21 protein-coding genes are annotated in these 22,905 nt (G+C 66.5%); 12 read left to right on the top strand and 9 right to left on the bottom strand.

Annotation, left to right across the window (positions count from 1 at the left end; genetic code table 11):
* Complete coding sequence (locus AKJ09_RS00635) at positions 1–594, bottom strand: nucleotidyltransferase family protein (protein WP_205633557.1); 594 nt, start codon at positions 592–594, stop codon at positions 1–3.
* A gap of 40 nt (positions 595–634) precedes the next feature.
* Between AKJ09_RS00635 and AKJ09_RS00630 the strand changes: the two genes are divergently transcribed.
* Positions 635–1,240 (top strand): hypothetical protein, encoded by a 606-nt coding sequence (locus AKJ09_RS00630; RefSeq protein WP_169927115.1) that lies wholly within the window; start codon positions 635–637, stop codon positions 1,238–1,240.
* Between the two features lie 270 nt (positions 1,241–1,510).
* Here the strand turns inward: AKJ09_RS00630 and AKJ09_RS00625 are convergent, their stop codons facing one another.
* Together AKJ09_RS00625 and AKJ09_RS00620 are read right to left on the bottom strand one after the other, a co-directional pair.
* Complete coding sequence (locus tag AKJ09_RS00625) at positions 1,511–2,902, bottom strand: short-chain fatty acid transporter (RefSeq protein ID WP_169927139.1); 1,392 nt, start codon at positions 2,900–2,902, stop codon at positions 1,511–1,513.
* A gap of 82 nt (positions 2,903–2,984) precedes the next feature.
* Complete coding sequence (locus AKJ09_RS00620) at positions 2,985–4,184, bottom strand: MFS transporter (protein WP_146645065.1); 1,200 nt, start codon at positions 4,182–4,184, stop codon at positions 2,985–2,987.
* 71 nt (positions 4,185–4,255) lie between these two features.
* On the opposite strand from AKJ09_RS00620, the gene AKJ09_RS00615 reads away from it, so the two are divergent.
* On the top strand, positions 4,256–5,149 hold the full coding sequence (locus AKJ09_RS00615; RefSeq protein ID WP_146645063.1) for a LysR family transcriptional regulator: 894 nt from the start codon (positions 4,256–4,258) through the stop codon (positions 5,147–5,149).
* Between the two features lie 13 nt (positions 5,150–5,162).
* Here AKJ09_RS00615 and AKJ09_RS00610 read toward each other — a convergent pair whose 3' ends face one another.
* The 5 genes from AKJ09_RS00610 to AKJ09_RS00595 are packed head-to-tail and all read right to left on the bottom strand — an operon-like array spanning position 5,163 to position 9,453.
* Positions 5,163–6,998, bottom strand: a complete 1,836-nt coding sequence (locus AKJ09_RS00610) for a nitrite/sulfite reductase (protein WP_240488364.1) — start codon at positions 6,996–6,998, stop codon at positions 5,163–5,165.
* Positions 6,985–7,803 carry a uroporphyrinogen-III C-methyltransferase gene (gene cobA / locus AKJ09_RS54640; RefSeq protein WP_240488363.1) on the bottom strand — a complete coding sequence of 273 codons (819 nt, stop codon included), beginning with the start codon at positions 7,801–7,803 and terminating at the stop codon, positions 6,985–6,987. The genes AKJ09_RS00610 and cobA overlap by 14 nt, the downstream gene beginning before the upstream one ends.
* On the bottom strand, positions 7,797–8,372 hold the full coding sequence (locus AKJ09_RS54635) for a precorrin-2 dehydrogenase/sirohydrochlorin ferrochelatase family protein (protein ID WP_240488362.1): 576 nt from the start codon (positions 8,370–8,372) through the stop codon (positions 7,797–7,799). Before AKJ09_RS54635 ends, cobA begins: the two co-directional genes overlap by 7 nt.
* Positions 8,369–9,115 carry a phosphoadenylyl-sulfate reductase gene (locus AKJ09_RS00600; RefSeq protein WP_205633555.1) on the bottom strand — a complete coding sequence of 249 codons (747 nt, stop codon included), beginning with the start codon at positions 9,113–9,115 and terminating at the stop codon, positions 8,369–8,371. Before AKJ09_RS00600 ends, AKJ09_RS54635 begins: the two co-directional genes overlap by 4 nt.
* On the bottom strand, positions 9,112–9,453 hold the full coding sequence (locus AKJ09_RS00595; protein ID WP_146645061.1) for a PQ-loop repeat-containing protein: 342 nt from the start codon (positions 9,451–9,453) through the stop codon (positions 9,112–9,114). The genes AKJ09_RS00600 and AKJ09_RS00595 overlap by 4 nt, the downstream gene beginning before the upstream one ends.
* An 81-nt stretch (positions 9,454–9,534) precedes the next feature.
* Here AKJ09_RS00595 and cysD point away from each other — a divergent pair, with 81 nt between their 5' ends.
* Positions 9,535–10,464 carry a sulfate adenylyltransferase subunit CysD gene (cysD, locus tag AKJ09_RS00590; RefSeq protein ID WP_146645059.1) on the top strand — a complete coding sequence of 310 codons (930 nt, stop codon included), beginning with the start codon at positions 9,535–9,537 and terminating at the stop codon, positions 10,462–10,464.
* Positions 10,464–11,750: a sulfate adenylyltransferase subunit 1 gene (locus AKJ09_RS00585; RefSeq protein WP_146645057.1), complete on the top strand. Its 1,287-nt coding sequence runs from the start codon at positions 10,464–10,466 to the stop codon at positions 11,748–11,750. The genes cysD and AKJ09_RS00585 overlap by 1 nt, the downstream gene beginning before the upstream one ends.
* A 232-nt stretch (positions 11,751–11,982) precedes the next feature.
* On the opposite strand, the gene AKJ09_RS00580 is transcribed toward AKJ09_RS00585, so the two are convergent.
* Positions 11,983–14,079 (bottom strand): APC family permease, encoded by a 2,097-nt coding sequence (locus tag AKJ09_RS00580; protein ID WP_146645055.1) that lies wholly within the window; start codon positions 14,077–14,079, stop codon positions 11,983–11,985.
* A 128-nt stretch (positions 14,080–14,207) separates the two neighbouring features.
* Between AKJ09_RS00580 and AKJ09_RS00575 the strand changes: the two genes are divergently transcribed.
* The 8 genes from AKJ09_RS00575 (at position 14,208) to AKJ09_RS00540 (ending at position 22,896) form a co-directional block, all read left to right on the top strand.
* Positions 14,208–15,209, top strand: a complete 1,002-nt coding sequence (locus AKJ09_RS00575) for a hypothetical protein (RefSeq protein WP_146645053.1) — start codon at positions 14,208–14,210, stop codon at positions 15,207–15,209.
* A 64-nt stretch (positions 15,210–15,273) separates the two neighbouring features.
* Positions 15,274–16,320 carry a hypothetical protein gene (locus AKJ09_RS00570; RefSeq protein WP_146645051.1) on the top strand — a complete coding sequence of 349 codons (1,047 nt, stop codon included), beginning with the start codon at positions 15,274–15,276 and terminating at the stop codon, positions 16,318–16,320.
* 157 nt (positions 16,321–16,477) lie between these two features.
* Positions 16,478–17,038, top strand: a complete 561-nt coding sequence (locus AKJ09_RS00565; protein ID WP_169927138.1) for an RNA polymerase sigma factor — start codon at positions 16,478–16,480, stop codon at positions 17,036–17,038.
* Entirely contained in the window at positions 17,035–17,811 is a 777-nt protein-coding gene (locus tag AKJ09_RS00560; protein ID WP_146645047.1) for a hypothetical protein, read from the top strand. Before AKJ09_RS00565 ends, AKJ09_RS00560 begins: the two co-directional genes overlap by 4 nt.
* 15 nt (positions 17,812–17,826) lie before the next feature.
* Positions 17,827–19,044 carry a hypothetical protein gene (locus AKJ09_RS00555; RefSeq protein WP_146645045.1) on the top strand — a complete coding sequence of 406 codons (1,218 nt, stop codon included), beginning with the start codon at positions 17,827–17,829 and terminating at the stop codon, positions 19,042–19,044.
* Positions 19,041–20,282 (top strand): beta propeller repeat protein, encoded by a 1,242-nt coding sequence (locus AKJ09_RS00550; protein WP_146645043.1) that lies wholly within the window; start codon positions 19,041–19,043, stop codon positions 20,280–20,282. Before AKJ09_RS00555 ends, AKJ09_RS00550 begins: the two co-directional genes overlap by 4 nt.
* Positions 20,279–21,511, top strand: coding sequence for a hypothetical protein (locus tag AKJ09_RS00545; RefSeq protein WP_146645041.1), 1,233 nt, complete (start codon positions 20,279–20,281; stop codon positions 21,509–21,511). The genes AKJ09_RS00550 and AKJ09_RS00545 overlap by 4 nt, the downstream gene beginning before the upstream one ends.
* Positions 21,508–22,896, top strand: a complete 1,389-nt coding sequence (locus tag AKJ09_RS00540; RefSeq protein ID WP_146645040.1) for an RCC1 domain-containing protein — start codon at positions 21,508–21,510, stop codon at positions 22,894–22,896. The genes AKJ09_RS00545 and AKJ09_RS00540 overlap by 4 nt, the downstream gene beginning before the upstream one ends.
* Positions 22,897–22,905 lie beyond the last annotated feature (9 nt).

Raw genomic sequence — 22,905 nt, 5'->3', positions numbered from 1 at the left:
CTAGACGTCGTCGACGATCCGAATCGTCGGCCATCGCTCGAGCCAGCGCTTCGCCGCAAGGCGGGCCGCCCACGCCTCGTGTTTGTTTGCGAATGCCGGAGATCGCCTGACGACGTGCGCGAACAGGTCCGCCAAGCCGTGGGGCGCGATGAGCTGCATCTCGTCGTTCGTGTCGAGCCTCAATGCGATCGCCGTTGCCGTTTCAGCCCAATGCGAAATGGCGTGTTCGGTATTTCGATAGGGCTCGTCGCCGTTGTATCCGGCCATGCGCGCTTGATTCGTGACCGACCACTGACCCGCGAGTGCAGGAACGAGTTCGGTGAGGCGAGCCTCGAGTATGCGCTCGCGCTGTTCGGCTTCGGCGACCGGCAACGCGCTCCAGCTCGGGTCGAAGAACAGAACGTCGACGTCGTGCTGGGTGGGGTCGCTCGTTCGGGAGACCATTGCATCCCAAACGGCATTACGAACGAACCCCGCGCCAATCCATGCATCGGGAAGGGCGAGCTCTCGAACGGCGCGGAGACACGCCATCCGTAGCTCGTCACGCCGGATGACCTCGAAGACCCGCTCTGCCGCGCTGCGCTCGATCTTCACCGCGGGCCTCTTAGCACTTTCGACGAGGCATGCGCGGCCGATGTCGGTAGTCTCGGGCCCCGATCTCATGAAGCTCGAGACTCACGGCGACAAGCAGCTCGTGCAATCGGACCGCGCGACGTTGTCATCCGAGGCAACGCCCGCGGAGCGTGGGCCGTGGCTCCTCGCGCTTCGTCTCGAAGATCAACGCACGTTCGACGTCGTAGAGACGACGCTTCGTCTGAGCCCCGCGACGAGCGAGTACGAAGGCTTCGACTGGGCAGCCGGTCGTTGTCTCGTCATCCATGGCAGCGAGGCGCTCGTGGCGCTGAATGCCCACGACCTTCGTATTCGCTGTTCGGTCGCGTTCGAATACAAGGAGGCTCGTCTCGTCGGACAGCCATGGTATCGCGAGGCGGGTGACGTGCTCCTGATTGCGACGGACCGGCGCGTGTGGTGTCTCGAGCAAGGAGGCTCGATGCGCTGGATGTGGAGCTGCAGGCTGGTCGACGAGTATCGCTTTCTGTCGGCCCCGCCCGAGGTCGTCGGCTCCGCCGTCCGTCTCCGATTGGGAAGCAAGTCGGGCGAGGAAGCCATCGAGCTCTCACTCGCCGACGGTCTCGAGACGCTGGCCTCCGCACAGGGACTCGTCCGCGCAGAGGCTTAAAGCAGAGAGAGCCAATGCCGTTCGGATAAACAGACATCCGTCAAATACCGATGGATTCACCCCGAGATTTTTCACAGGAAGCGCGGAAGGGCGGAAGTTTTTGGGGCGGAGAGCGGGCAAATCGCGCCACGCCGCGTCGGCATCGGGGCATTCAATTCCCTCGCAACCGCAGTTTGGCGCTTTACGCGGGGCGATAATAAAACCTTCCGATCTTCCGACCTTCCTGTGAAAATTCTGCTTATCCGAACGGCATTGGGCTTAGAGGTTTCGTTAGAGCAGGAGGGCCAGGCCGAGGACGGGGAGGCACACGACGAAGAGCACCAGGCAGAAGCCCATGATGTCGCGGGCGCGGAGGCCCATGAGGCCGAGGAGCGGGAGGCTCCAGAACGGCTGATACATGTTGCCGAGCATGTTGCCGTAGGCGACGGCCATGGTGATCTTGCCGAACGGAACGCCGAGCTCTTTGGCGGCCTGGAGCATCACCGGCCCTTCGACGGCCCATTCACCCGCGCCCGAGGGAACGAAGCTCTTCGTGAGAATCGAGGCGAGGAACGTGAAGAACGGGAGCGTGTGCGTGGACGCGGCATTGACGAAGACGTGCGCAATGCTCTGCGAGAGCCCCGTGAACTTCATGATCTCGAGAATGCCGCCGTAGAACGGGAATTGGAGCACGATGCCCGAGACGCCGCGTACGCTCCGCGCGATCGCACGGGCATAGGAGACGGGGCTCGGGTGGAGCGTCATTCCCAACATCAGGAACGTGCAATTGACCACGTTGTGATTGAGGTCGAATCCGTGTTCCCGGAAATGGCGGCGTAGGAAGAGCAGGCCGAGCATTCCGGTGACGAAGGTGAGAACGCGCGACTTGTCGAGCCACTCGGCCGGAGTCTGCGGAGGCGTTTCGTCGGTGGAGTCCGTCTCGAGGGGAGGAACGTCGGCGCCTTCGATGCCGACGATGCCTTCTTTCGGCTGCATCGCCACGATGAGCGGCGGAACGAGGACGAACAGAATCGCGCAGGCGACGAGGTTGTAGGGCGCGAAGATGGTCTCGGTGAGTGGGATCTTGGCGCCCTTCATGCCGAGGACGTCGCTCACGAAGTTCTTCTCGGTGTTCATGAGCAGCGGCGCGCTGGCGGTGAGACCGGCATGCCAGAGGAGCATGGACGTGTACGCACCGGTGCCGAGCAGCGCGTAGTGCACCTTCACGCCTCGCGCGGCGAGTGAACGACCGACTTCACGCGCCAGGAGTGCGCTCGAGACGAGGCCAAAGCCCCAATGGACCCATCCGCTGACGAGGCCGAAGACGGTGACGAGGAGAAGCGCTTGGGGCGCGGTCTTCGGGAGCGCGGTGAGCTTGGCCAGCATGCGCTTCGCGGGCGGGCTGGCGGCGATGGCCTCACCGGTGACGACGATCAGGATGATCTGCAGGCCGAACTTGAGGATCTCGGCGTTTCCGAATCCGTCCGTCCAGACCTTGATGAGCGCCGAGCCTTTGCCGACGAGCGCGTCGCCTTCCGGACCTGGGACGGCCGGCATCGTCACGAGGCCGAGGCCGAGCGCAACGAGGGTGAGGAGCAACACCAACACGAACGGATCGGGCATGAAACGCCGAACGAAACGCTCGGCGTGCCCTCCTGCCCGCGCAAACACATCGGTGATCACGGGGCTGGACTCTACCCGTGATTCCTCCCGCCGGTCGCGTGAAACGGTCGGATCCCGTTGCCCATTCCCCATTGGCGGCGCATCAGCGGGCGCGTACTCCACGGACGACGATCGCCACGACCGCGGCCGTGGCCCCGAGCAAGCCCACGCCGACGAGGCCCCAGCTCTCCACGATCCTGCTCGCCACCGCCGAGCCAATGGCCATTCCAGCAAACATGGTGCTCATGAGTATCGCGTTGAGCCGGCTCCGCGCCGCCGCGTCGAGTCCGTAGACGATCGACTGGTGCGCGATGAGCGAGGCGTGAACTCCGAGGTCGAAGACCACGGTGGCGATCAGCAGGACGCCGAGGGAGCGCGGAACGAGAGCCATCGCGAGAAACGCCACGAAGACGAGCAGCGCGCCCACACGAACGACCGCGGGAGGGCCCTTCTTGTCGGCGATGGCTCCGGCGACTGGCGCGGCGAACGCACCGATCGCGCCGGCGAGGCCGAAGGCGCCGGCGACGGTGCTCCCCAAATGGAATGGCTCCTTGGAGAGGACGATGGCAAGGGTCGACCAGAAGCCGCTGAACGCCACGGCAAGGAGCGCCTGCGCGAGGGCCGCGCGCCTCAGCGGCGCGTGCTGTCGGACGAGCGTCAGCGTGGAGCCGAGGAGCGACCCGTACGAGGCCGAGGTGCTGGGCATCATGCGTGGCAATCGAAGCCACACGACCGTCATGAGGCCGGCGACGAGCGCGGACGCGCCCATGTAGACCGCGCGCCAGCCCAAGTGCTCACCCACGGCGCCGCTCGCGACGCGCGAGAGCAAGATACCGAGCAGGAGGCCCGTCATCGCGGTGCCCACCGTCTTTCCGCGGGCGTGCGGTGGTGCGAGTGCCGCCACTGCCGGCACGAAATCTTGCGCCGTGGTGGCCAGGAGGCCGATCGCGAGGCTCGCCACCGCCAGTGCGCCGAGCGAGGGCGCAAGAGCCGCGAAGAGCAGTGCCGCGGACAGTGCCGCGCCCTTGGTCAGGATGACGCGACGCAGATCGAAGCGATCACCGAGCGGCGCGAAAAGGAGAAGCCCGATCGCGTAGCCGACCTGGGTGAGGGTAGGGAGCCAGCCGGTCGCGGTCGGGCTCGCGCCGAAGTCATGCGCGATGGCGCCGAGGATCGGCTGATTGTAATAGAGGCTCGCCGCAGAGAGCCCGGCGCCGGCCGCCAGGAGCACGACGAGGAAAGGCGCGGGGGCGGCCGCGGCGCTCGGGCGGACGGCGGGGAGCGGAGTAGCGGTGGTCGTCATGGGGAGAGCATGGCCCTCTCGGCCCATCAACGTAAGGCGCATAGTCCGACAATTCGTTATACATCACGCGTATGACAGCGCCGATCGACCGGCTCGCCTCGATGGAAACCTTCCTCCGCATCGTCGACGCCGGCAGCCTGTCGGCGGCGGCGAAGCAGCTTGGGACGTCGCAGCCCACCGTGAGCCGGCGTCTACGCGCGCTGGAGAGCACGCTCGGCGTGCCGCTCCTCAAGCGAAGCACGCATGCCATCCAGCTCACCGAGACCGGCGAGCGCTACGTTGCGCGCGCCCGCGACCTGCTCGCCGAGTGGCGTAGCTTCGAGGCCGGTGTCCGCGGCGACGACGACGAGCCGGAGGGAACGCTGCGCGTGGTCGTCCCGCACGCGTTCGGGCAGGAGCAGCTGGTGGGGCCGGCGACGAGGTTCCTGCGGGCGTATCCGAAAGTGACGATCGAATGGCTCTTGAGCGATGGGCCGATACGCTTGGTGGAGGACGGCATCGATTGCGTCATTCGCGTGGGCGCGCTCCAGGGCGACGCGCTCGTGGCGCGGAAGATTCACGACGTGAAGCGGATCGTCGTGGCCTCGCCCGCCCTGCTCGCGAGGCGCCCGCCCACGCGCCCCGCGCAGCTCACGGCGCTCCCCTGGCTCGCGCTGCGCACGTTCTATCGCAATCGCGTGCGCCTCGAGAAGGCGGGAGCCGTCGCCACGCTCGACATTCGCCCGCGCTTCTTCACGGACAGTCTCTACGCCCTACGGACCGCGGCGCTCGACGGGACCGGCGCCGCAGTCGTCTCCGAGTGGATGGTGCGCGGGGACATTCAAGCGGGCGCGCTCGTTCATCTCTTGCCGAGTTGGAGCGCGCCCTCGTTGCCGGTCTACATCGCGTATCCGCAAGCCAAGCTGTATCCGACGAAGCTCCGTGCCTTCGTGGATGCCATGAAGCAAGGCTTCGAGGGGCAATGAACGCGTCAGGCCTTCACGCGGCGCACTCGCCCTCCGACGTCTCGGGCGCGAAGGCGACGGTCTCCCCGAGATCGATGTAATCCTCGGGCGTGGCGGTCTTCGCGTCGAGGGGCTCGAGGTCGGCGAGCGAGGCTTTGATCTCGAGGAGCGGCGCCCTTCCGAGATAGGTGGTGATGCTCTCCTCACCCTGGCGCTTGCTCTCGTAGAGCTTCACGAGACGCTCGAAGACCTCGCCGACGCGCCGCGCGGGGACCTTGGCGGCAACGCGACCGAAGCGTGCCGTGTCTCCGCCGGCCTCTCCGCCGACGAGCACGAAGTACTGCGGTACCGGGCGGTTGTCGACCTTGCGCATGCCGCCCTGGAAGCCGAGACCCGCCACGTGGTGCAGGCCGCATCCGTTCGGGCAACCACTGATTTTGACGACGAGGCCCTTCGCGCGATCGACGAGATCGCGATCGAGGCGGAAGCGCGAGGAGAGCTCGTCGGCAGCACCGCGAGAGTGGGTGACGGCGAGCTTGCACGTCTCGGCGCCGGGGCAGCTCGAGACGTCGGCGATCGACTCCGGATCGGGATCCGAGAGGCCGATCGCGCGGAGGCGGGAATAGAGCTCGGGCACGTCGGTGTCTTTGACCCAGCGAAGCACGAGGTTCTGACCATGCGTGGTTCGCACGGTGCCGTCGCCGTAGCTTCGTGAGAGCGCAGCGAGCGCGCGAAGGCGTCCGCTCGAGAGGTCGCCGAGGGGGACGGTGACGGTGACCGAGACGTAGCCTTCCTGGCGTTGCGGCTTCACGTTCGTTCGCGTGAAGCGCTCTCCACGATCGTCTCCGACGGTGGGCAGGAAGCGCGGGACGATGCCCGGGCCGCGCATCGAGTCCGTGGCTGCGATGCTCGCGAGCTCGGCGATCGAAGGCGGGGCGCTCCGCTCGACGGGGGCCGTCTCGACGTCCGGCGGGTTCTCCGGATCGAAGGGAAGGGGAGGCAGACCCGCGGCGCGCGCCTTCTCGAACTCCTCGAGGACGAGCGCACGGAACTTCTCCCATCCGAACTGCTTCACGAGGAACTTGAGGCGGTTCTTGTGGCGATGGACGCGCTCGCCGTGGGCGTCGAACACGCGGAGCACCGCCTCGGAGGCCCCGAGAATCTCGGCCGCAGGAATGAACTCGAAGAGAGGCTCACCACTCCGGCAAAGAATGGCCGTTCCGCCGGCGACCGTGAGGCGGAAGCCTCGCTCGATGCCGCGGTCGGTCGTGCGGAGGCGCGCCGAGAATCCGAGATCGTTCACTAGAATGAACGCGTGGTCGGAGCCACCGCCGGAGAAGGCGACCTTGAACTTGCGAGGGAGCGAACCACTTAGCGGGTGGCGCAAGAAGTGGCGCGTGAAGGCCTCGGCGTAGGGAATGGGATCGAAGACTTCGTCCGCGGCGACGCCTGCCGTGGGGCTCGCGGTGACGTTTCGAACTGTGTTGCCACATGCTTCGCGCGTCGTGATGCCCACCGCCGCGAGGTCGCGCATGGCGCGCTCCATCTCGGGCAGACGCACGAAGTGGAACTGGAAGTTCTGGCGCGTCGTGATGTGTGCGAAGCCGCGCGAATAGCGGGAGGCCACGCTGGCAACGGCCTCGAGCTGCTCGGCGGTGAGGATGCCCTGCGGGGCCTTGGCCCGAAGCATGGAGAGCTCACCGAGCTGGCGCTGGCCGTACGTGCCGTTGGCGAGGCGGAATGCTCGCCATTCGTCGGCACCGAGCTCTCCGCGCTCGAACTTCTCGAGCTTCTCCACGAAGAGATCGATGTCGGTGCTCTTCGCAAAATCGAACCGGGCCCGACCCAGCGTGCGGCTATCCAAGGACACGGCGTTCCTCCTCTTTCGTCATTCCAAGTTCGACGTCGTCCACGCGGAACGACGCATGGCTGCGCATGGCCTCGCCAACCTCCACGACGTCGCCGACGACCACGATTCCAGGCAAATCGGCGCGATCTTCGGGAAGCTGGATCTCGGGCAAAACGCCGAGCGTTCCCGACCAGTGCCAGGCTCGCGGCCCGTGCGCACCGGCGACGATCGCCGCGGGCGTGTCGAGAGAGAATCCTGCGCGCACGAGCGTGTCGCGGATCAGCTCGCGCGAGGCGAGGCCCATGAGAACGACGAGCGTCGTTCCCTTCGAGGGCAGTCGCTCGGCGAGCCTCACGAAGCGCTCTTCGGGCACGGCCGAAGCAACGACGAACGACGCCGCAACGCCTCGATGCGTCACCGGGATGCCTGCCGCGAGCGGTCCCGAGAGCGCGCTCGAAAGGCCAGGCACGACCTCCACCTCGATGCCTGCCGCGCCGAGGGCGAGCACTTCTTCTCCTCCGCGGCCGAGCACGAACGGATCGCCCGCCTTGAGACGAACCACGTTCCGCCCGGAGCGTGCGGTTCGGATCATGATTCCGTTGATCGATTCCTGCGCCACGCTCGCGGCGCCGGCGCGTTTGCCGACCGAGAACTTCGCCGCGCGTGGCGCGAGTGCGAGAACGCGAGCATCGACGAGCGCGTCGTAGAGGACGACGTCGGCCGCTTCGAGGGCTCGGGCGGCGCGGACCGTGAGGAGATCGGGGTCGCCGGGACCGGCCCCGACGAGAACGACTTTGCCTGTTCGGGGCGATGAATACTTCAGCATGACGACGATGCCTCCGTTTTGTCATACAGCGCGTCGAGCGCGCGGAGCAGGATCGGTCGGCGCTCTTCGATGGGGATCCCCGCGGCCTTCCACGAGGAGCGCGCATTTTCGGCGACTTCTCGCCAGCGTTCGACGTCGTCGGGAATCACGGCCTCGAGCGCGCGGCGCAGGAGCGCCACCAGGGCGGGAGCCGTTCCCGACGAGGAAATAGCGATGGTGAGGCCACCTCGCTCGAGACGCGCGGCGCCATAGGCGGTGCAGCTCGCGACGTCGTCGACGGCCACCACGAAGACCGCACGTTGATCGGCGACGTGGCGGACCTCGCGGTTCACCGGCGGGGGGGCGGCGGCGATGACGAGATAGGCGCCTTCGACGTCTTGCGGAACGAACGGGCGCCGATGCAACTCGGCGGCAACCGCTTCGAGGTCGGCGACGACGTCGGGCGCGACGACGACGACGTGTGCGCCGTGCGCATGGAGCTCACGGGCCTTCGCAGCCGCCACGGGGCCGCCGCCCACCACGAGGACGCGCTTTCCTTCGAGGAGGAGGAAGAGTCCGTAAGGGCTCATGCCGAACGCCTCCTCGGGTGGAGGCCGCACTCCTTGTGCTCGGGCGACTCCCACCACCAGCGACCGGCGCGGATGTCTTCACCGGGAGCGATGGCGCGCGTGCAGGGGGCACAGCCGATCGACGGGAATCCTTGGGCGTGGAGCGCGTGCACGGGAACGCGGTTCGCGTCGATGAAGCTCCACACGTCGGCGTCTTCGAACGCCGCCAGCGGGTTGAGCTTCAAGATACCGCCCTGCGTATCGTCGCGACAGACCACCTCGACGTCGGCGCGCGTGGGCGACTGCGCGCGGCGGAGGCCCGTGATCCACGCCCGTGCGCCGGCAAGCGCGCGGGAGAGTGGTCCGAGCTTGCGCACCTGGCAACAATGCTTGCGCTCTTCGATCGACGTGTAGAACGAGTTCGGGCCGCGTGTTCGTACGAGCTCTTCGACCGCGACGGTGTCGGGCGCGAAGACCTCGATCGGCAGCTTGTAGCGGTTCCGTGCACGCTCGACGAGATCGTACGTCTCCTGGTGGAGGCGCCCGGTGTCGAGCAGGAAGATGCGCGGGACGACGCCGAGATCTTTCCCCGCACGCGCCGCTTCGTGGAGGAGGATCATGTCCTCCGCGCCGAAGCTCGAAGCGATACGGAGATCGTCGCCGTACGCGGCAAGCGCGGTGTGAATCACGTCGTACGGCGTCTTGCCGGCGAGCTCGCTCCGCAGCCGTGCGAGCTCGAGATCGTCGATCGCGAGCGAGGTCACGCGCGTCCCTCCTCTACGGGAATGGACGCCGGAAGCGGAGGGGCAGGCGGACGGACCGAGAGGCGCGCGAAACGAGGGCGGCCATAGCGATACCAGTACGTCTGACCGAGCAAGGTTGCACGCAGTGCGATGCCGACGCAGAAGCCGATGGAGAAGAGCGACTGCGACGCGAACACCGCGTAGAGCAGCGCGAGGAGTCGTCCGATCAGACTCATCGCCGGAAAGAAGAAGCTCACCTCTTCGGCGCGCTTGAGACGGTAAAGGCGGACGATCTGCGGGAGGTACGAAGCCTCCATCGAGATCATTCCGAGCACGCCGATGAGCCAGATGGCGGTCACGCTACCTCCAGTCGTGAGAGTGGCGACCCTTTGGCGGCCTCTCGTGTGTTTGTTATAACGTACACGCGTCCGTTATGCTAGATGTTCGCAATCGGAGGTAGCGCGTTGGCCCGTATCAGTAGCTGGCTCTCGGCTCTCGAGAGTGAAGCCATCTTCATCATGCGAGAGGTTGTGGCCACCCGGGAGCGCCCGGTGCTCCTCTTCTCGGCCGGAAAAGACTCGGTCGTCCTTTTGCATCTCGCGTTGAAGGCGTTCCGACCGGCTCGGCTTCCCCTCGCCGTGATGCACGTCGACACGGGGCACAACTTCCCCGAGGTCATCGCCTTCCGTGACACACGCCTCGCGGAGATCGGCGAGCCGCTGGTCGTAGCCAGTGTGGAGGAGAGCATCCGCAAAGGCCGCGCGGTGGACGACACCGGCCCGCGTGCCTCGCGCAACCGCATCCAGAGCGTGACGCTGCTCGACGCGATCGCGGAGCACGGCTTCGATGCCGCGTTCGGCGGCGCACGGCGCGACGAGGACCGCGCCCGCGCCAAGGAGCGCGTGGTGAGCCTGCGCGACGAGCTCGGCCAATGGGATCCGAAGAACCAGCGGCCCGAGCTGTGGAGCCTCTACAACACGCGGCTTCGTCGCGGCGAACACCTCCGCGTGTTCCCTCTATCGAACTGGACGGAGCTCGATATCTGGGAATACATCCGCGCGGAGAACATCGCGGTGCCGTCGATCTACTTCGCCCACGAGCGGGAGGTCTTCAGCCGCGACGGCATGCTCTACGCGAAGTCGTCGTTCGTGACGCCGTTGCGCGGCGAAGAGCCGTTCCGCGCCACGGTGCGCTTCCGAACGGTGGGCGACATGACGTGCACCGGCGCGGTGCGGTCCACCGCGCAGACGGTCGACGAGATCGTCCGCGAGACCGCCGTGGCCACGATGACGGAACGAGGGGCGACCCGCGCCGACGACAAGATCGGCGAGGCCGCGATGGAAGACCGCAAACGCGAGGGATACTTCTGATGGCTCACGGAGACATCGGCGGCGCTTGGCCGCTTCGTTGCGCGACAGCCGGAAGCGTCGACGACGGCAAGAGCACGCTGCTCGGACGTCTGCTCTTCGACGCCAAGGCGCTCATGACCGACCAGCTCGCGCACGTCGAAGAGGCGAGCCGGCGACGTGGTTTCGCACGAACCGACCTGGCGCTCGTGACCGACGGCCTGCGCGCCGAGCGCGAGCAAGGCATCACCATCGACGTTGCCTGGCGCTATTTCGCGACGCCGCGTCGGCGCTTCGTCCTGGCCGACGCGCCGGGCCACGTCGAGTACACGCGCAACATGGTCACGGCCGCATCGTCCGCCGACCTGGCGCTCGTCCTCGTCGACGCGCGAAGCGGTTTGCTCGAGCAAACGCGGAGGCACCTCTTCGTGACGCGCCTGCTCGGCGTGTCGAACGTGGCCATCGCCATCAACAAGATGGATCTCGTCGGCTACGACCACGCGGTCTTCGCGAAGGTGCGTGACGACGTCGCGAACTTCTGGGACGGCCTTCCGGTTCCCCACGCGAACGCGCGCCTGCAGTTCTTCCCGATCTCGGCGCTCCTCGGCGACAACGTCGTCGACCGCTCCACGGCCATGCCTTGGTACGACGGCCAGCCGCTGCTCGCGCACCTCGAGTCGGTTCCCGCCGAGGCGGAGCGGGAAGACGCGCCGCCACGCTTCTCGGTCCAGTGGATCGTCCGTCCCCAGGACGACGCTCGCCACGACTACCGCGGTTATGCCGGCCGTGTCGGCTCGGGTGTCCTCCGCAAGGGCGACCGTATTCGCGTTCTTCCGGCGGGCACGGAGAGCGCGATTCAGTCGATTGAAACCTACGACGGCGAAATCGAAGAAGCGCGCGCCGGCACGTCGTGCGTGGTCCACCTCGCCGACGACGTTTCGGTGAGCCGAGGCGATCTCCTCGCGCCGGTGGAGCGCGCCCCCGTGACGACCGAGTCGTTCACCGCCGATCTTGCGTGGCTCCACTCCTCGCCGCCTCGTCCTCGCGAGGTGTTCGTCTTGAAGAGCGGCGCGCGTGAAGTTCGCGCGACGGTCGACACGGTTCTCTCCCACTACGACGTGACGACCGGCGCAGCCGTCCCGACCGACGCCGCGCCTTCACTCAACACGCTCGTTCACGCGCGCATTCGTACCTACGAACCGCTCGTCGTCGACCCCTATCAGGACGTCCGCCCGACGGGCAGCTTCCTGCTCATCGATTCGAGTACAGCGTCGACCCGCGCTGCAGGCATGGTCCGCAGCGCGGGGTAACGCGTCGATACTGGCAGGTGAAGTTCATCAACACGTAGTCGGCCTGGTTGGCGTAGGTCGCGTCGTGCACATCGCTGCGGAACGAGGCCTCGGGAATCGGTGCTTGCAGAAACGTGCAATTGATTGCGGCCGCCGTCCAGGCCGAATGCTCGGTTTTTTTATTCGGCGAAATGCTCTTTGCGACCTCCAAGCTTGAAGCTCGGCAAGGCGTGCCAAGGTCGCCTCGGCCGACTTACGCCGCTTTTGCGCTCGTGGCCGCCTCGTCTCGAGGCGCGATTACCGTCTTGCGCTGCTCGAGATCGACGCGCACCGGGACGACGATCATCGGAATGCCCCTTCGCTGGAGGCGCTTTTGGACCATGAAAGCCGTTTCGTTGTGGAGCGCTCGTGCGAACAGCGTGTCTTCTTCGAAAATGAGCTGGCCGGCGACGAAGAGAGCTTTGGGATAGCGGCGCACGAGATCGCCGGCGGTCTTTTCGACTTCCACGGCGACCTCGGTGCCGATGGCGAAGGCGCTGGCGGAGCGGAGGCCGAGGTGTTGGGCGTAGCGCTCGTAGCGAAGAAGATTTTCGCGGGTGCGCTTTTCGAGCAAGGCAATCTGGTCTTGGCCCTTGAACGATTCCGAATCAACCACGGCCACGCTCACGAAGATGATTCCCTGGAAGTGATTCGGGAACATCCGCAAGAGCGTCAAGAGCGCGTGCCTTCCGAGGCCACTGTAGCCGCCGACCATGAGAATCGCCACCGGGTGGGTCGGATCGGGCTCGGCTTCGGGATGGTGCTCGAGGAGGCCCTCGGTAGCGCCCTCCAGGAAGGCGGCGCTCTTCGGGGGCGCGGGAACGTCGTCGCATTCGGCAGGTGAGGGGAGCTCCTCGTCGAGCTTGCGGAGTGCGGTGACGACCTTCCCGTAGTGACGCTTGATGACGAAGCACAGCGCGACGAGCCCCGCCGTGACGAGCAGCGTGACCCAGCCGCCTTCGAGGAATTTTTCCACGACGGTGATGGCAAGAATCGTCACGCATAGAAGAAGACCTGCGCCGTGGGCAACGAGGTGGCGGCCCCAACCGGGATGCTCGCTGCGATGGCGGATCCAGAAGCGCGCCATCGCGAGGTTCGAGAGGCTGAACGTCACGAACACGTTGATCGAGTACATGACCACGAGCTTCGAAACGTCGCCGTGGGTGTACGTGAGGGCGGCGAAGGCGGCGAGCGCCATGAGCATCACGCCGTTGCGCATCGACAGGCGGTCCGAGAGCGCGGCGAAGCGATGAGGCAGCCACGAATCGGTCGCCATGTTTGCCATGACGCGCGGGCCATCGAGAAAGCCGGCCTGCGCAGCGACGAAGAGGAGCGTGCCTTCGGTCACCAGCGTGAGGATGACGAACGCGGAGCCGACGTGGAGCCCACCAATCTGCCAGTGGCCCGCCACGTTCTCGAGGAGCACGGCGTTCATCGTCTTGCCCTCGGCCGCGCGCGCGTGGACCAGCAGGTACGAGAGCAAGATTCCGCCTGCTGTGACGGCGAGCGACACGGCCATGAGGACCATGGTGCGCTTGGCCGTGCTGACACGAGGCTCGCGCATCATCGCCACGCCGTTCGAGACGGCTTCGATGCCTGTGTACGTTCCTCCACCCATCGAATAGGCACGAACGAAGAGGGCGAGCGCGCCCATCGCGCCGAGAGCCGACGACGAGTGACCGATGTTGTCACGGACTTCGTGCACGACGTTGCCGACGTCACCGAGGTGACCGCCGATGGCCACACCGAGAAGAACGGCATGCGTGAGCAAGAACAGTCCGAAGATGGGCAAGAGCGATGTCACCGATTCTTTGACGCCGCGGATGTTCATCACGGTCAGGATCGCGATACCCGTGAACGCCACGGGAAGCTTCGCGGACGCCCACGAAGGTGGCAGGAAGCTGAAGACGGCATCGGCGCCGCTCGCGATCGAGATGGTGATCGTCAGAACGTAGTCGACGAGGAGTGCCGAACCCGAGACGACGCCGACCGTGGGCGAAAGGAGCTTCGACGCCACGACATAGCCGCCGCCGCCCGAGGGAAACTGCTCGATGATGCGACTGTAGCCGTAGCTGATGATGAAGACGGTGGCGGCCGTGGCGAGTGCGAGGAAGAACGCGAGGCCGGTGTGTTCGCCGAGTGCGCGGAAGGCTTCGTCCGGACCGTACGCGGAGGAGGAGAGGCCGTCGGCACCTAGCCCTACCCACGCGAGGATCGCCACGAGGGACAGTTTGTGGAACGCGTGCGGATCGCGGATGTCCTTGGGCGGGCCGAAGAGAAAGAGTCGGAGACGACCTGGGCGTGGCTGCATGCGAGCTCGGCTCAGGCTACGCACGTCGAGGCCCAGCGCGGCATGCCGGTGGCCGCGGTGGCAACGTCTTAATGGTTTCTTTATACCCGGGGATGGACGGGGCGAAGCGCGCTTGGTAGTTCCGCCTGGTGGCGCTCGCGCGGCAGCTCGCCTTCACGACGGTAGCCGTATTCGTGAGCGTTCTTGCGCCTTGCTTCTTGCCGACACCGCCGACCGCGGCGGCTGAGCCGAGTCCCTCGTCCGGGGCGAGCGGCTCGAAGGCGGCGCCCGCCGTCCCGCCCGGCAAGGTCGCCGAGTCGCCGCGCTTCCTCGAGGAGGCCTACGACATCGAGACGCCGCGCCTGCCGGCCCCGATGTCGTTGCCGGAGGTCTCCCACCCGGATGCGTTCGCAGGCATCACGTGGATCACCGGCCTCGCCGTCCCCAATGCCTCCTCGCTACCCACGCGCGCGATCGGCCTCCTCCGTGCCACGGGCGAGCTGCACTTCGGTTCGGCGCGGCGTGTGTACGTCGGCCTGACGTATCCGATGGCGGCGGGGATGCCCGTCGAGGGGGATACCTCGTCGAAGGTCATCGGCGGCAACATCGAAGGTCACATCCGTGCCACGTTCCCTCAGCCGACGTGGCTCGCGGCAGGACTCGTGCTCGGCGTCGTGGCGCCGACGGCAACGTTCGACCGAAATGGTCCTGCTCAATCGGCGGCGAACGCCGCGATCTCGCTCGAGCCCACCGACGCCATCTATTTCGCTCCCGGCACGGTCGCCCTCCGACCAGCCTTCGACGTGCGCGTCCTCCGCGATCGCTTCCTCGCCCAAGCTCGTCAGGGCCTCGACGTCGTCCTCGACGTGCAGGGCGTTCGCGTTGCGCAGACGAACGCGCGCATCGTGCTCCACTTCGGTGTGCTCGCGCGAAAGGATCTCGAAGCCTCCGTCGAAGCGTCGCAGCTCTATCTCTTCGGCTCCGACGTTCCGGACAAGCGGCGAAGCTTCATCACCATCGGTCCCAACATTCGCTACTCCACGCGCGTCGTGGATCTCGGCGCCGGCTTCGTGACGAATCTCTTCTCCGCGTACGCTCCGACGATCGATCAGGTGTGGGGCCTGCGCCTCTCCGTTCTCGGCCACTTCTGAGGCGAGGGTTCGCGCCCGTCCGCAAATCACGCCGGACGGCGCCGTTCGGCGGTAGTCTCTTCGCGTGCGTCGTGGTCGTGTCGTACTCGCGTTCCTGCTGACGACGAGTACGGCTGGGGTCGTGCGCGCAGGCACCGCATTCCAGCCCTCCAGCGCGTCGCTGCCCCTCGAGCTCACGTGGACCGCGCCACACGATTGCCCGCAGGCCGCGGCCGTGGTTGCGCGCGTCGAGGAAATTCTCAAGGGGCCGCCGCTGTCGCCGACCACCGTTCGGGCAGAAGGCGCCATTCATCGATCGTCGGCAGCGCGCTTCGATCTCGAGCTCACGATTCGCACCGGCGAGGACGAAGACCGACGGCGCATCGATGCGACGTCGTGCAGTGCACTCGCGGAGGCGTCGGCGGTCGTCATCGCGCTGGCCGTCGATCGCGCGCGCACGAGCGCCCAGCCGTCGAGCCCCGACGCGGCGGCTTCGTCGAGCTCCGCGCCGGAGGCGGACGCTGGACCGAGCATTCCAAAGGCGCCAGCATCGGCGAAGCCGAGCCCGTTCCCGTCTTCGCCCCCATCACCGGCAACGGCATCGGAGCGAGCGCTCCGATTCTCGGTCGGCCTTTCTCCCGCGCTCGACGTCGGAACTCTCCCGCACGCGGCCGGCGGATTGATTCTCGATACCGCCCTGCGTCTCCGTCGCCTGCGCGTCGGGCTGCTCGGTTCGGCGTGGCTCCCCCAAGACGTCGAGTTCGAGCCCGTCACGCATGCTGGGGCGACGTTCACGATGCTCACCGGCGGAGCGTGGGCGGCGTACATGTTTCCGATCGGACCGCTCTCGCTCGGGCCTACCGCCGACGTCGAGGCCACGTTCGTCCACCTGGAAGGTTTCGGCATTCGCGCGCCGGCCTCGTCGTGGACGAGCTGGACGACGGTTGTGCTTGGCGCACGCTTCGAAGCACGACTGACACGTTGGCTCGCCCTCACGGCGCGGGCGGCGATGACTCTGCCGATCGACCCACCGACATTCACCCTCGGTCCGTCGAGCTCGTCCATCTCGCTTCACGAACCCTCGGCAATTTCAGGCCGCTTCAGCATCGGACCCGAGTTCGTCTTCCCGTAGTTCGCCAGCCATCACTTTTTCGTGACGCGTTTCCGGCCAGCCGGACGCTTCCCTATCGATGGTCTCGAGAGGCAGCGCGCTCTCGCCCGACGTGCACTGGGCGAATTCGCGAGAAGCGCTAACTTCTCCGCCCTCGACTTCGTCCGGCATCCTTCCCGTGTCCGCGGCCGCCGAAACGCCTCGTGGGGGAGTCCCCGCCTTCGCTGAACTCTACCGTGAGCACTTTGCTTGGGTGTGGGGAACGGCGCGTCGTCTCGGTGTCGACCATGGCGAGGTGGACGACGTCGTCCAGGAGACGTTTCTCACCCTTCATCGTCACCTCGAGACCTCCGAGCCACCCGAGTCGATGCGGGGCTGGCTGTTCTCCGTTCTCTTTCGTGTCGTGCAGAGACATCGACGTTCCTCGCGACGCCGCAAGGCTCTCGCCGAGGAGGGCTCGAACGTCGCGGCGATGAACGAAGCCAGTGCGCGCGCGCCGGACGTCAGCGTCGAAAACGGCGAACGGATTCGACTGCTCGAAGAGATCCTCGACAACCTCGACGAGGATCGTCGTGCCGTCATCGTGCTGGCCGAGATCGAGGAGAAGTCCAGCAGCGAGATCGCCGAGATCCTCGGCATCAACGTGAACACCGTCATGAGCCGCCTTCGTCTCGCTCGCGAGTACGTGACGGCGTCGTTGGCCCGCCACCGGGCGCGTGACGGCTGGAGATTCCGATGAGCAACGAAGGCCACGAGAAGGGCTCGCTCTTGAGCCCGATGGGTGAGGAGTACGCGCCGTCGCAAGACGACGCTGCGCGCATCTTTTCCAAGATTCAGGCGTCGCTCGTCGCGCAGGGCGTGACGCCGAAGAACCCCGAATCGGTGAGGCCGTCTTCGATTCCCGATCCGAAACGCGGATTCAGGAGTCCCAAGGGGCTTTTGGCAATTGGCCTGTCGTGCGTCGTGGCGGCTGGCGTCTTCGTGGGCAAAGGGTATCTCGCGCCGTCTCCAGAGGCATCGTCCGTCGTCACGACCAAGATCCAGGTCTCATCACCGACCCCGCCGTCGAACGAGAACGTCGCGATTTCGAACGAGCCTCCGCCGGCGTTGGTCATGCCGTCGCTCTCCGTCGACGAGCTCCCCACGGCGAAGCCGTCTCCGTCAGCGAGCGCGAAGAGTGGCGAGGTTGCCGCGAAGCCGACGGCGCGTCCGGCGGCCACGACGACCGAGTCGGACAACGACGGACTCGCGCGCGAAGCCGCGCTCCTGGCGGAAGCCAGGCAGGCCGAGCAGCGTGGCGACGATGCGCGTGCGCTCGAGCGGCTCGACGAGCACGCGCGCACCTTTCCGAATGGCTGGCTCGCGGCCGATCGCGCTGCGGAGCGGGTCATCGTTCTCTGCAATCTGGGAAGGCGCGAGGAGGCCGTTCGCGAAGCGGCGGCGTTCCTGCAAGGTCGACCCAAGAGCCCTCTCACGCGCCGCATCGCCACGAGCTGCGCCGGTCAGCCCTGAAGAGACGAGCGAAGAATGAAACTCTCGGGAGTTTTCTACGCGGCAGCCCTCGTGCTTTTGCCGCTCACGACGGCCGTTGCATGTGTGACGGGCACCGACGACAAAGTGTCGATTGGTGACGATTGCGCGAATGGTTTCTGCCCGCCGGACTCGGGTTCCTTCATCGCGCCTGCGGGCGACGGTGGAAATGACGCCGAAGAGCTCGATGCGTCGTCCGCTCTGATGTGCAAGGGCACCGAGTGCCCCGCGCCGTACACCACGTGCTCGAACGGACCGTCGTTCCTCTGCGGAACGAACCTGCTCACCGACTCCCAGAACTGCGGCTCGTGCGGTCACTCCTGCGAGGGGTTCGACACGCTGAACATGGCGTCTCGCTGCGTGAACGGCGCGTGCGCCTTCGAGTGCGTCTCTCTGGCGCCGCGTGGCCACGACCCCCTGATCTTCCGCGATTGCAACGGAATGATCGACGACGGATGCGAGATCAACGTCTACGCCGACGCGCAGGACTGCGGGGCGTGCGGAAACGCTTGTCCGACCGGCCAGCATTGCTTTGCAGGGAAATGCGGATGTGGCCCGGGCAAGACCGACTGTAACGGCATATGCGTCGATTTGAACGAAGATGACGGCAATTGCGGCGCCTGCGGGAAACTCTGTGATTCGATTCCTCCGACGGCATGTGACTCCGCACCGCCGAATGCCGCGTATGGCTGCGGTGGCGGCGCATGCGGTCAGCTCAAGTGCTTCAGCGGATTTGCCGATTGCAATTTCGATTTGAACGACGGCTGTTCGAGCGACGGATGTGAAACGGACGTCTCGAGCGATGTGCTCAACTGCGGAGGTTGCGGCATCAAGTGTGCGGTCGGGCAGACGTGTTTGACGGACGAGAATGGTCCGCACTGCATGGATACGTGCGCCACGGCGGGGCTCACGGAGTGCGCCGACGGTTGCCACGATCTCATCACCGATCCGTTCGCTTGCGGGGCATGCGGGAACGTTTGCCCCTCACCGGGCCAGCATCAAACGTCGTCGTGCACGAAGGGCTTCTGCAAGCTCGATTGCCTCCCGGGCTGGGGCGATTGCAATGGTGATCCCGCCGACGGTTGCGAGGTGGATCTCTCGATGCATCCGGCGAACTGCGGAGCGTGTGGCAACGCATGTGACTACGCCGCCGGTCAGCCGTGCATCGAAGGCAAGTGCTTGATGGTGGCGTGCGAGGCGGGGACGACGAAATGAAACGCACGACTTTCCTCGACGTCGGATGCTCGGTGCTCCTCGCGGTCCTCGCGGTCCTCGCGTCGGCGGCTGTCGTGGCGGCGTGTGCATCGAACGAGGACACGTCGTCCGATACGACGACGGATGCCTCCATTGTCCCCGACGCATCGTCGACGGGCGAAGACGCCGCCGATGCGATGGCGGACGCGAGCTGCGACGCCGCGACGGAGAACTGCGTGACCGAGATGGCGCCGTGCGAGAGCGTCGCCTGGTGCATGGTCTCGGCGAACGTGAGCGTCTTCGACGTGCTCGCGTCGGTCTGGGGAAGCGCGCCGAACGACGTTTGGGCCGTCGGTTCGGGGGGAACCATCCTCCACTGGGACGGAACCACGTGGACACGCACGCCGAGCGGTGTGAAGAACACGTTCTTCCGTGTCTGGGGGAGTGGTCCGAACGACGTCTGGGCCGTCAGCAGCACCGACGTCATTCTCCACGGCACCGGATTCCAGAATGGAACGGCTTCGTGGAAGCCGGCGATTCCTGCCGTGTCGACGGCGGCTCCGGCGCTCGTGCAGGCGATGTGGGGCAGCTCGAGTACCGACCTCCGGCTCGGCGGTAAAGCATTCGATCTCCTCGTCGAGGGCGAGGGCCCGCGCAAGAGCAACCAGTTCCTCTCGAACGAAGGCGTGCTCGGAGGCCCCTGGAAGGCCCTTGCCGGCACGTTCGACGTGACGAGCATCTGGGGGAGCTCGGCGGACGACGTCTGGATGACGGGCGACAACAGCAAGACGGTCCAATACCAGCGCGGCCTCATCATGCACGGGACGCCCGCCGCTACGGATGCGGGCGGCGAGGATCGCCTCGCCTGGACGCCCGTCGAAAGCCAGACCGACGTGGTGCTGGAGGGGATCTGGGGCAGCTCGTCGTCCGACGTTTGGGCCGTCGGCGCGCTCGGCACGATTCGCCACTACCTCGCAGGCAATTCGAGATTCCAGGAAGTCGCCTCGAATACCCGTCAGGACCTGCACGGGGTCTGGGCCAGCGGACCGAACGACGTTTGGGCCGTCGGCGACGAGGGAACGATTTTGCACTGGAATGGTCAGAGCTTCGAAATGTCGAGTGCGCAATTCCAGATTGGTCGCAAGCCCACATTGAGGGGCGTTTGGGGCAGCGGTCCGAACGACGTTTGGATCGTCGGCGACGGCATTGCCCTCCACTACACGGGACCGAAGCCCGGCGCGACGGGAGAGCACCAGTGAAACGGTTCACGACACTCGTTCTGGTCGCGGTTTCTCCGCTGGCTGCGCTCGCGGCGTGCTCGACCGACGAAACGTCGCCGCCGGTTCAATCCCAGCCCGACGGCGGCACGGTGATCGATCCAGGGGACGCTTCGGCTTCGGCCGACGTGGCGGTCGATGTCCCCGGCGACGGGGATGCGCGGGCAGATGGTGACGCGTCGTCGCCGCTCTGCTCGGTCGATCACTTCTGCCACACCGACGTTCCTAAAGGGCAAAACCTCCGCGGAGTATGGTCGGACGGGCAGGGCACGACCTGGGCCGTGAGCCTCGAAGGCGACGTGCTCCGTTGGGACGGCATGCAGTGGTCGATCCACCAGCATTTGACCAGCGAAGGCGGCATTTTCTCCATCTTCGGCGTCGGCCCGACCGACATCTGGATCCCCACCGACGCGGGCTTGATGCACGGTACGGGGACGAGCTCGGCGTCGCTCGTCTTCGCTCCCGTCACGCTGCCCGGAGACGAGACCAGCCCGATCAAGTCGGTCTGGGGTGTCGGTCCGAACGATCTCTGGGCTGCCGGCGGCAACGAGCTCTGGGACGTTCCTTCGGCGGTCGGCCGCGTCGTCCACTTCACGGGCCCCGTCGAAAACGGCGGCGGCGGATGGCTGGTCGACGACACGTTCCCTTCGGACAGCGTCGAGGTGCTGGCGGCTTGGGGGAGCCCGACGAGCGGTCTCTGGATCTACGGAAGCAAGATGCTCGACTTCGACCTGGTAGGCGTTGCCATGCGGCGACTGCCCGGGGCGACGGGCTGGACCAGCGTGGACGTTCCTCCCGATCCGACCACGCCCCGATTGGCCGGTCCGCACTACTTCCTCGCCGGCGCTCTGAGCTCCGACGATTCGGTGTGGCTCTCGGGGGCCGCCGGCGCGGAGTCCGTTCCTGTCTTCTATCACGGGACGAAATCGGCCGCGGGGAATGGCAAATTCGATTGGGCCTATACCAAACGCTACGAGTGGGACCGACCCGTAGTCGGATTCTGGGGACTCGGCGTGAACGACACGTGGTCCGTCGGTCAAGCTGGACTCGTTGCGCACTGGGACGGCACGGCTTGGAAACAGGCGGTCACGCGCGTCACCGAGCTTCCCGTGGCAAACATGTTCTGGGCGGCCCACGGCGTGAGCAAAGACGACTTCTGGGTCGTCGGTGACCAGATTGCACTTCACCGAACGAATGCGGGCAAGCCATGAGGAAATCATCCCATTGTTGGCCGCTCGTCGCTCTCGTCGTCGGCAGCGCCGTCGTGGCTCTCGTCGCATGCAGCAGCAGCGATGGACCGTCTCGCGCGTTCGACACGGAGGACGATGCGGGGAAAGCGTCACTTCCGGAGGCCGGGAGCTACGACGGGGGCGCCGCCGAAGCCGCTCCGGGCGTCGACCCTCGACCTCCCTTCGATCCGGCGGACGAGCCGGTGACCTGCACCGCGACGCCGTGCGTGAAGCAGGTCGTCGCTGGTGAGAACCATCTCTGTGCGCGCCTCGACGACGGCACCGTTCGCTGTTGGGGATCGCGCGAGCACGGCGCGCTCGGTGGCGGCGACAGCGGAAAGCCAACGGCGGTGCAAAGGCTCGAGGGCGTTCAGTCGCTCGCGGCCGGTGGCAGCACGACGTGTGCGCTCGTCGCCGCGGGCACGATTCGCTGCTGGGGAGCCAACGACACGGGACAGCTCGGCCTCGTCGCGGATCCCCCCGCCTTCGACGATGGCGATCATCCGACGCCCTCGGACGTTGCGCTGCCGAAGGCGGCCAAGGCGCTCTCCGTCGGTCCGCGCAGCGCCTGCGCGACGCTCGAAGATGGCAGCATCTGGTGCTGGGGCGACAACCGCCAGCGTCTCCTCGCGCGTGCCGACGCATCCGATGTGGGCGGCCCTGCGAAAGCCGAGTTCGCTGGGCTCGACGTCACGCGCCTGATCGCTGGAACGAACACCGGCTTCGGCGTGACGGGCTTGGGAGACCTGGTGACGTGGGGCGGCGTTGCCGGCGGCGAGGGCGTCGTGGCCGGTCGCATCGCTTCGCTGAGCCCGGACAGCTCTCCGCTTTCGATTGGTCTCGCTTCGGTGTCGAGCCTCGGCGTGACGTCGACGACGTTCGTTCCTCAGCACACCTGGCCGCCCCAGCCGCCGAAGGGGGTTGCCCATGCGTGCGCGATCGCGAAGGGCAACGTTCATTGCTGGGGTGACAACGAAACCGGAGCGCTGGGCATCGGCCTGCCCGAGTCGGTTCGCAAGCCGACCCGCGCCGAGGTGGTGAGCACGAAGGGATGGCCGCAGCAGGTCGTCGCCGGCGGAGGCATCACCTGCGTTCGCCTCACCGACGGCACCGTGCAGTGCGCGGGTGACAACGCTCGCGGCGTTCTGGGGCGCGGGCCCGAGATCATGGCTTCGATGTTCTTCGGTGCCGTTCCCGGCTTCGATGCTGCGCATCACGCCGTGCAGCTCGCGGCCACGTCGTCGAGCGTGTGCGCACTTCTCCAAGGTGGAAACGTCGTCTGCTGGGGCGGCAATTCGAATCACGAGCTCGGGCAAGCCGCGAGCGACGAAGACCCGCACGCCACGCCTACGCCGGTCATCTTCTGAAAAGGTCGA

The organism is Labilithrix luteola, from assembly GCF_001263205.1.
Taxonomy (GTDB): Bacteria; Myxococcota_A; Polyangia; order Polyangiales; family Polyangiaceae; genus Labilithrix; species Labilithrix luteola.
The sequence above is the reverse complement of the archived record's forward strand: the minus strand, read 5'-3'. Positions and strand labels throughout refer to the sequence as shown.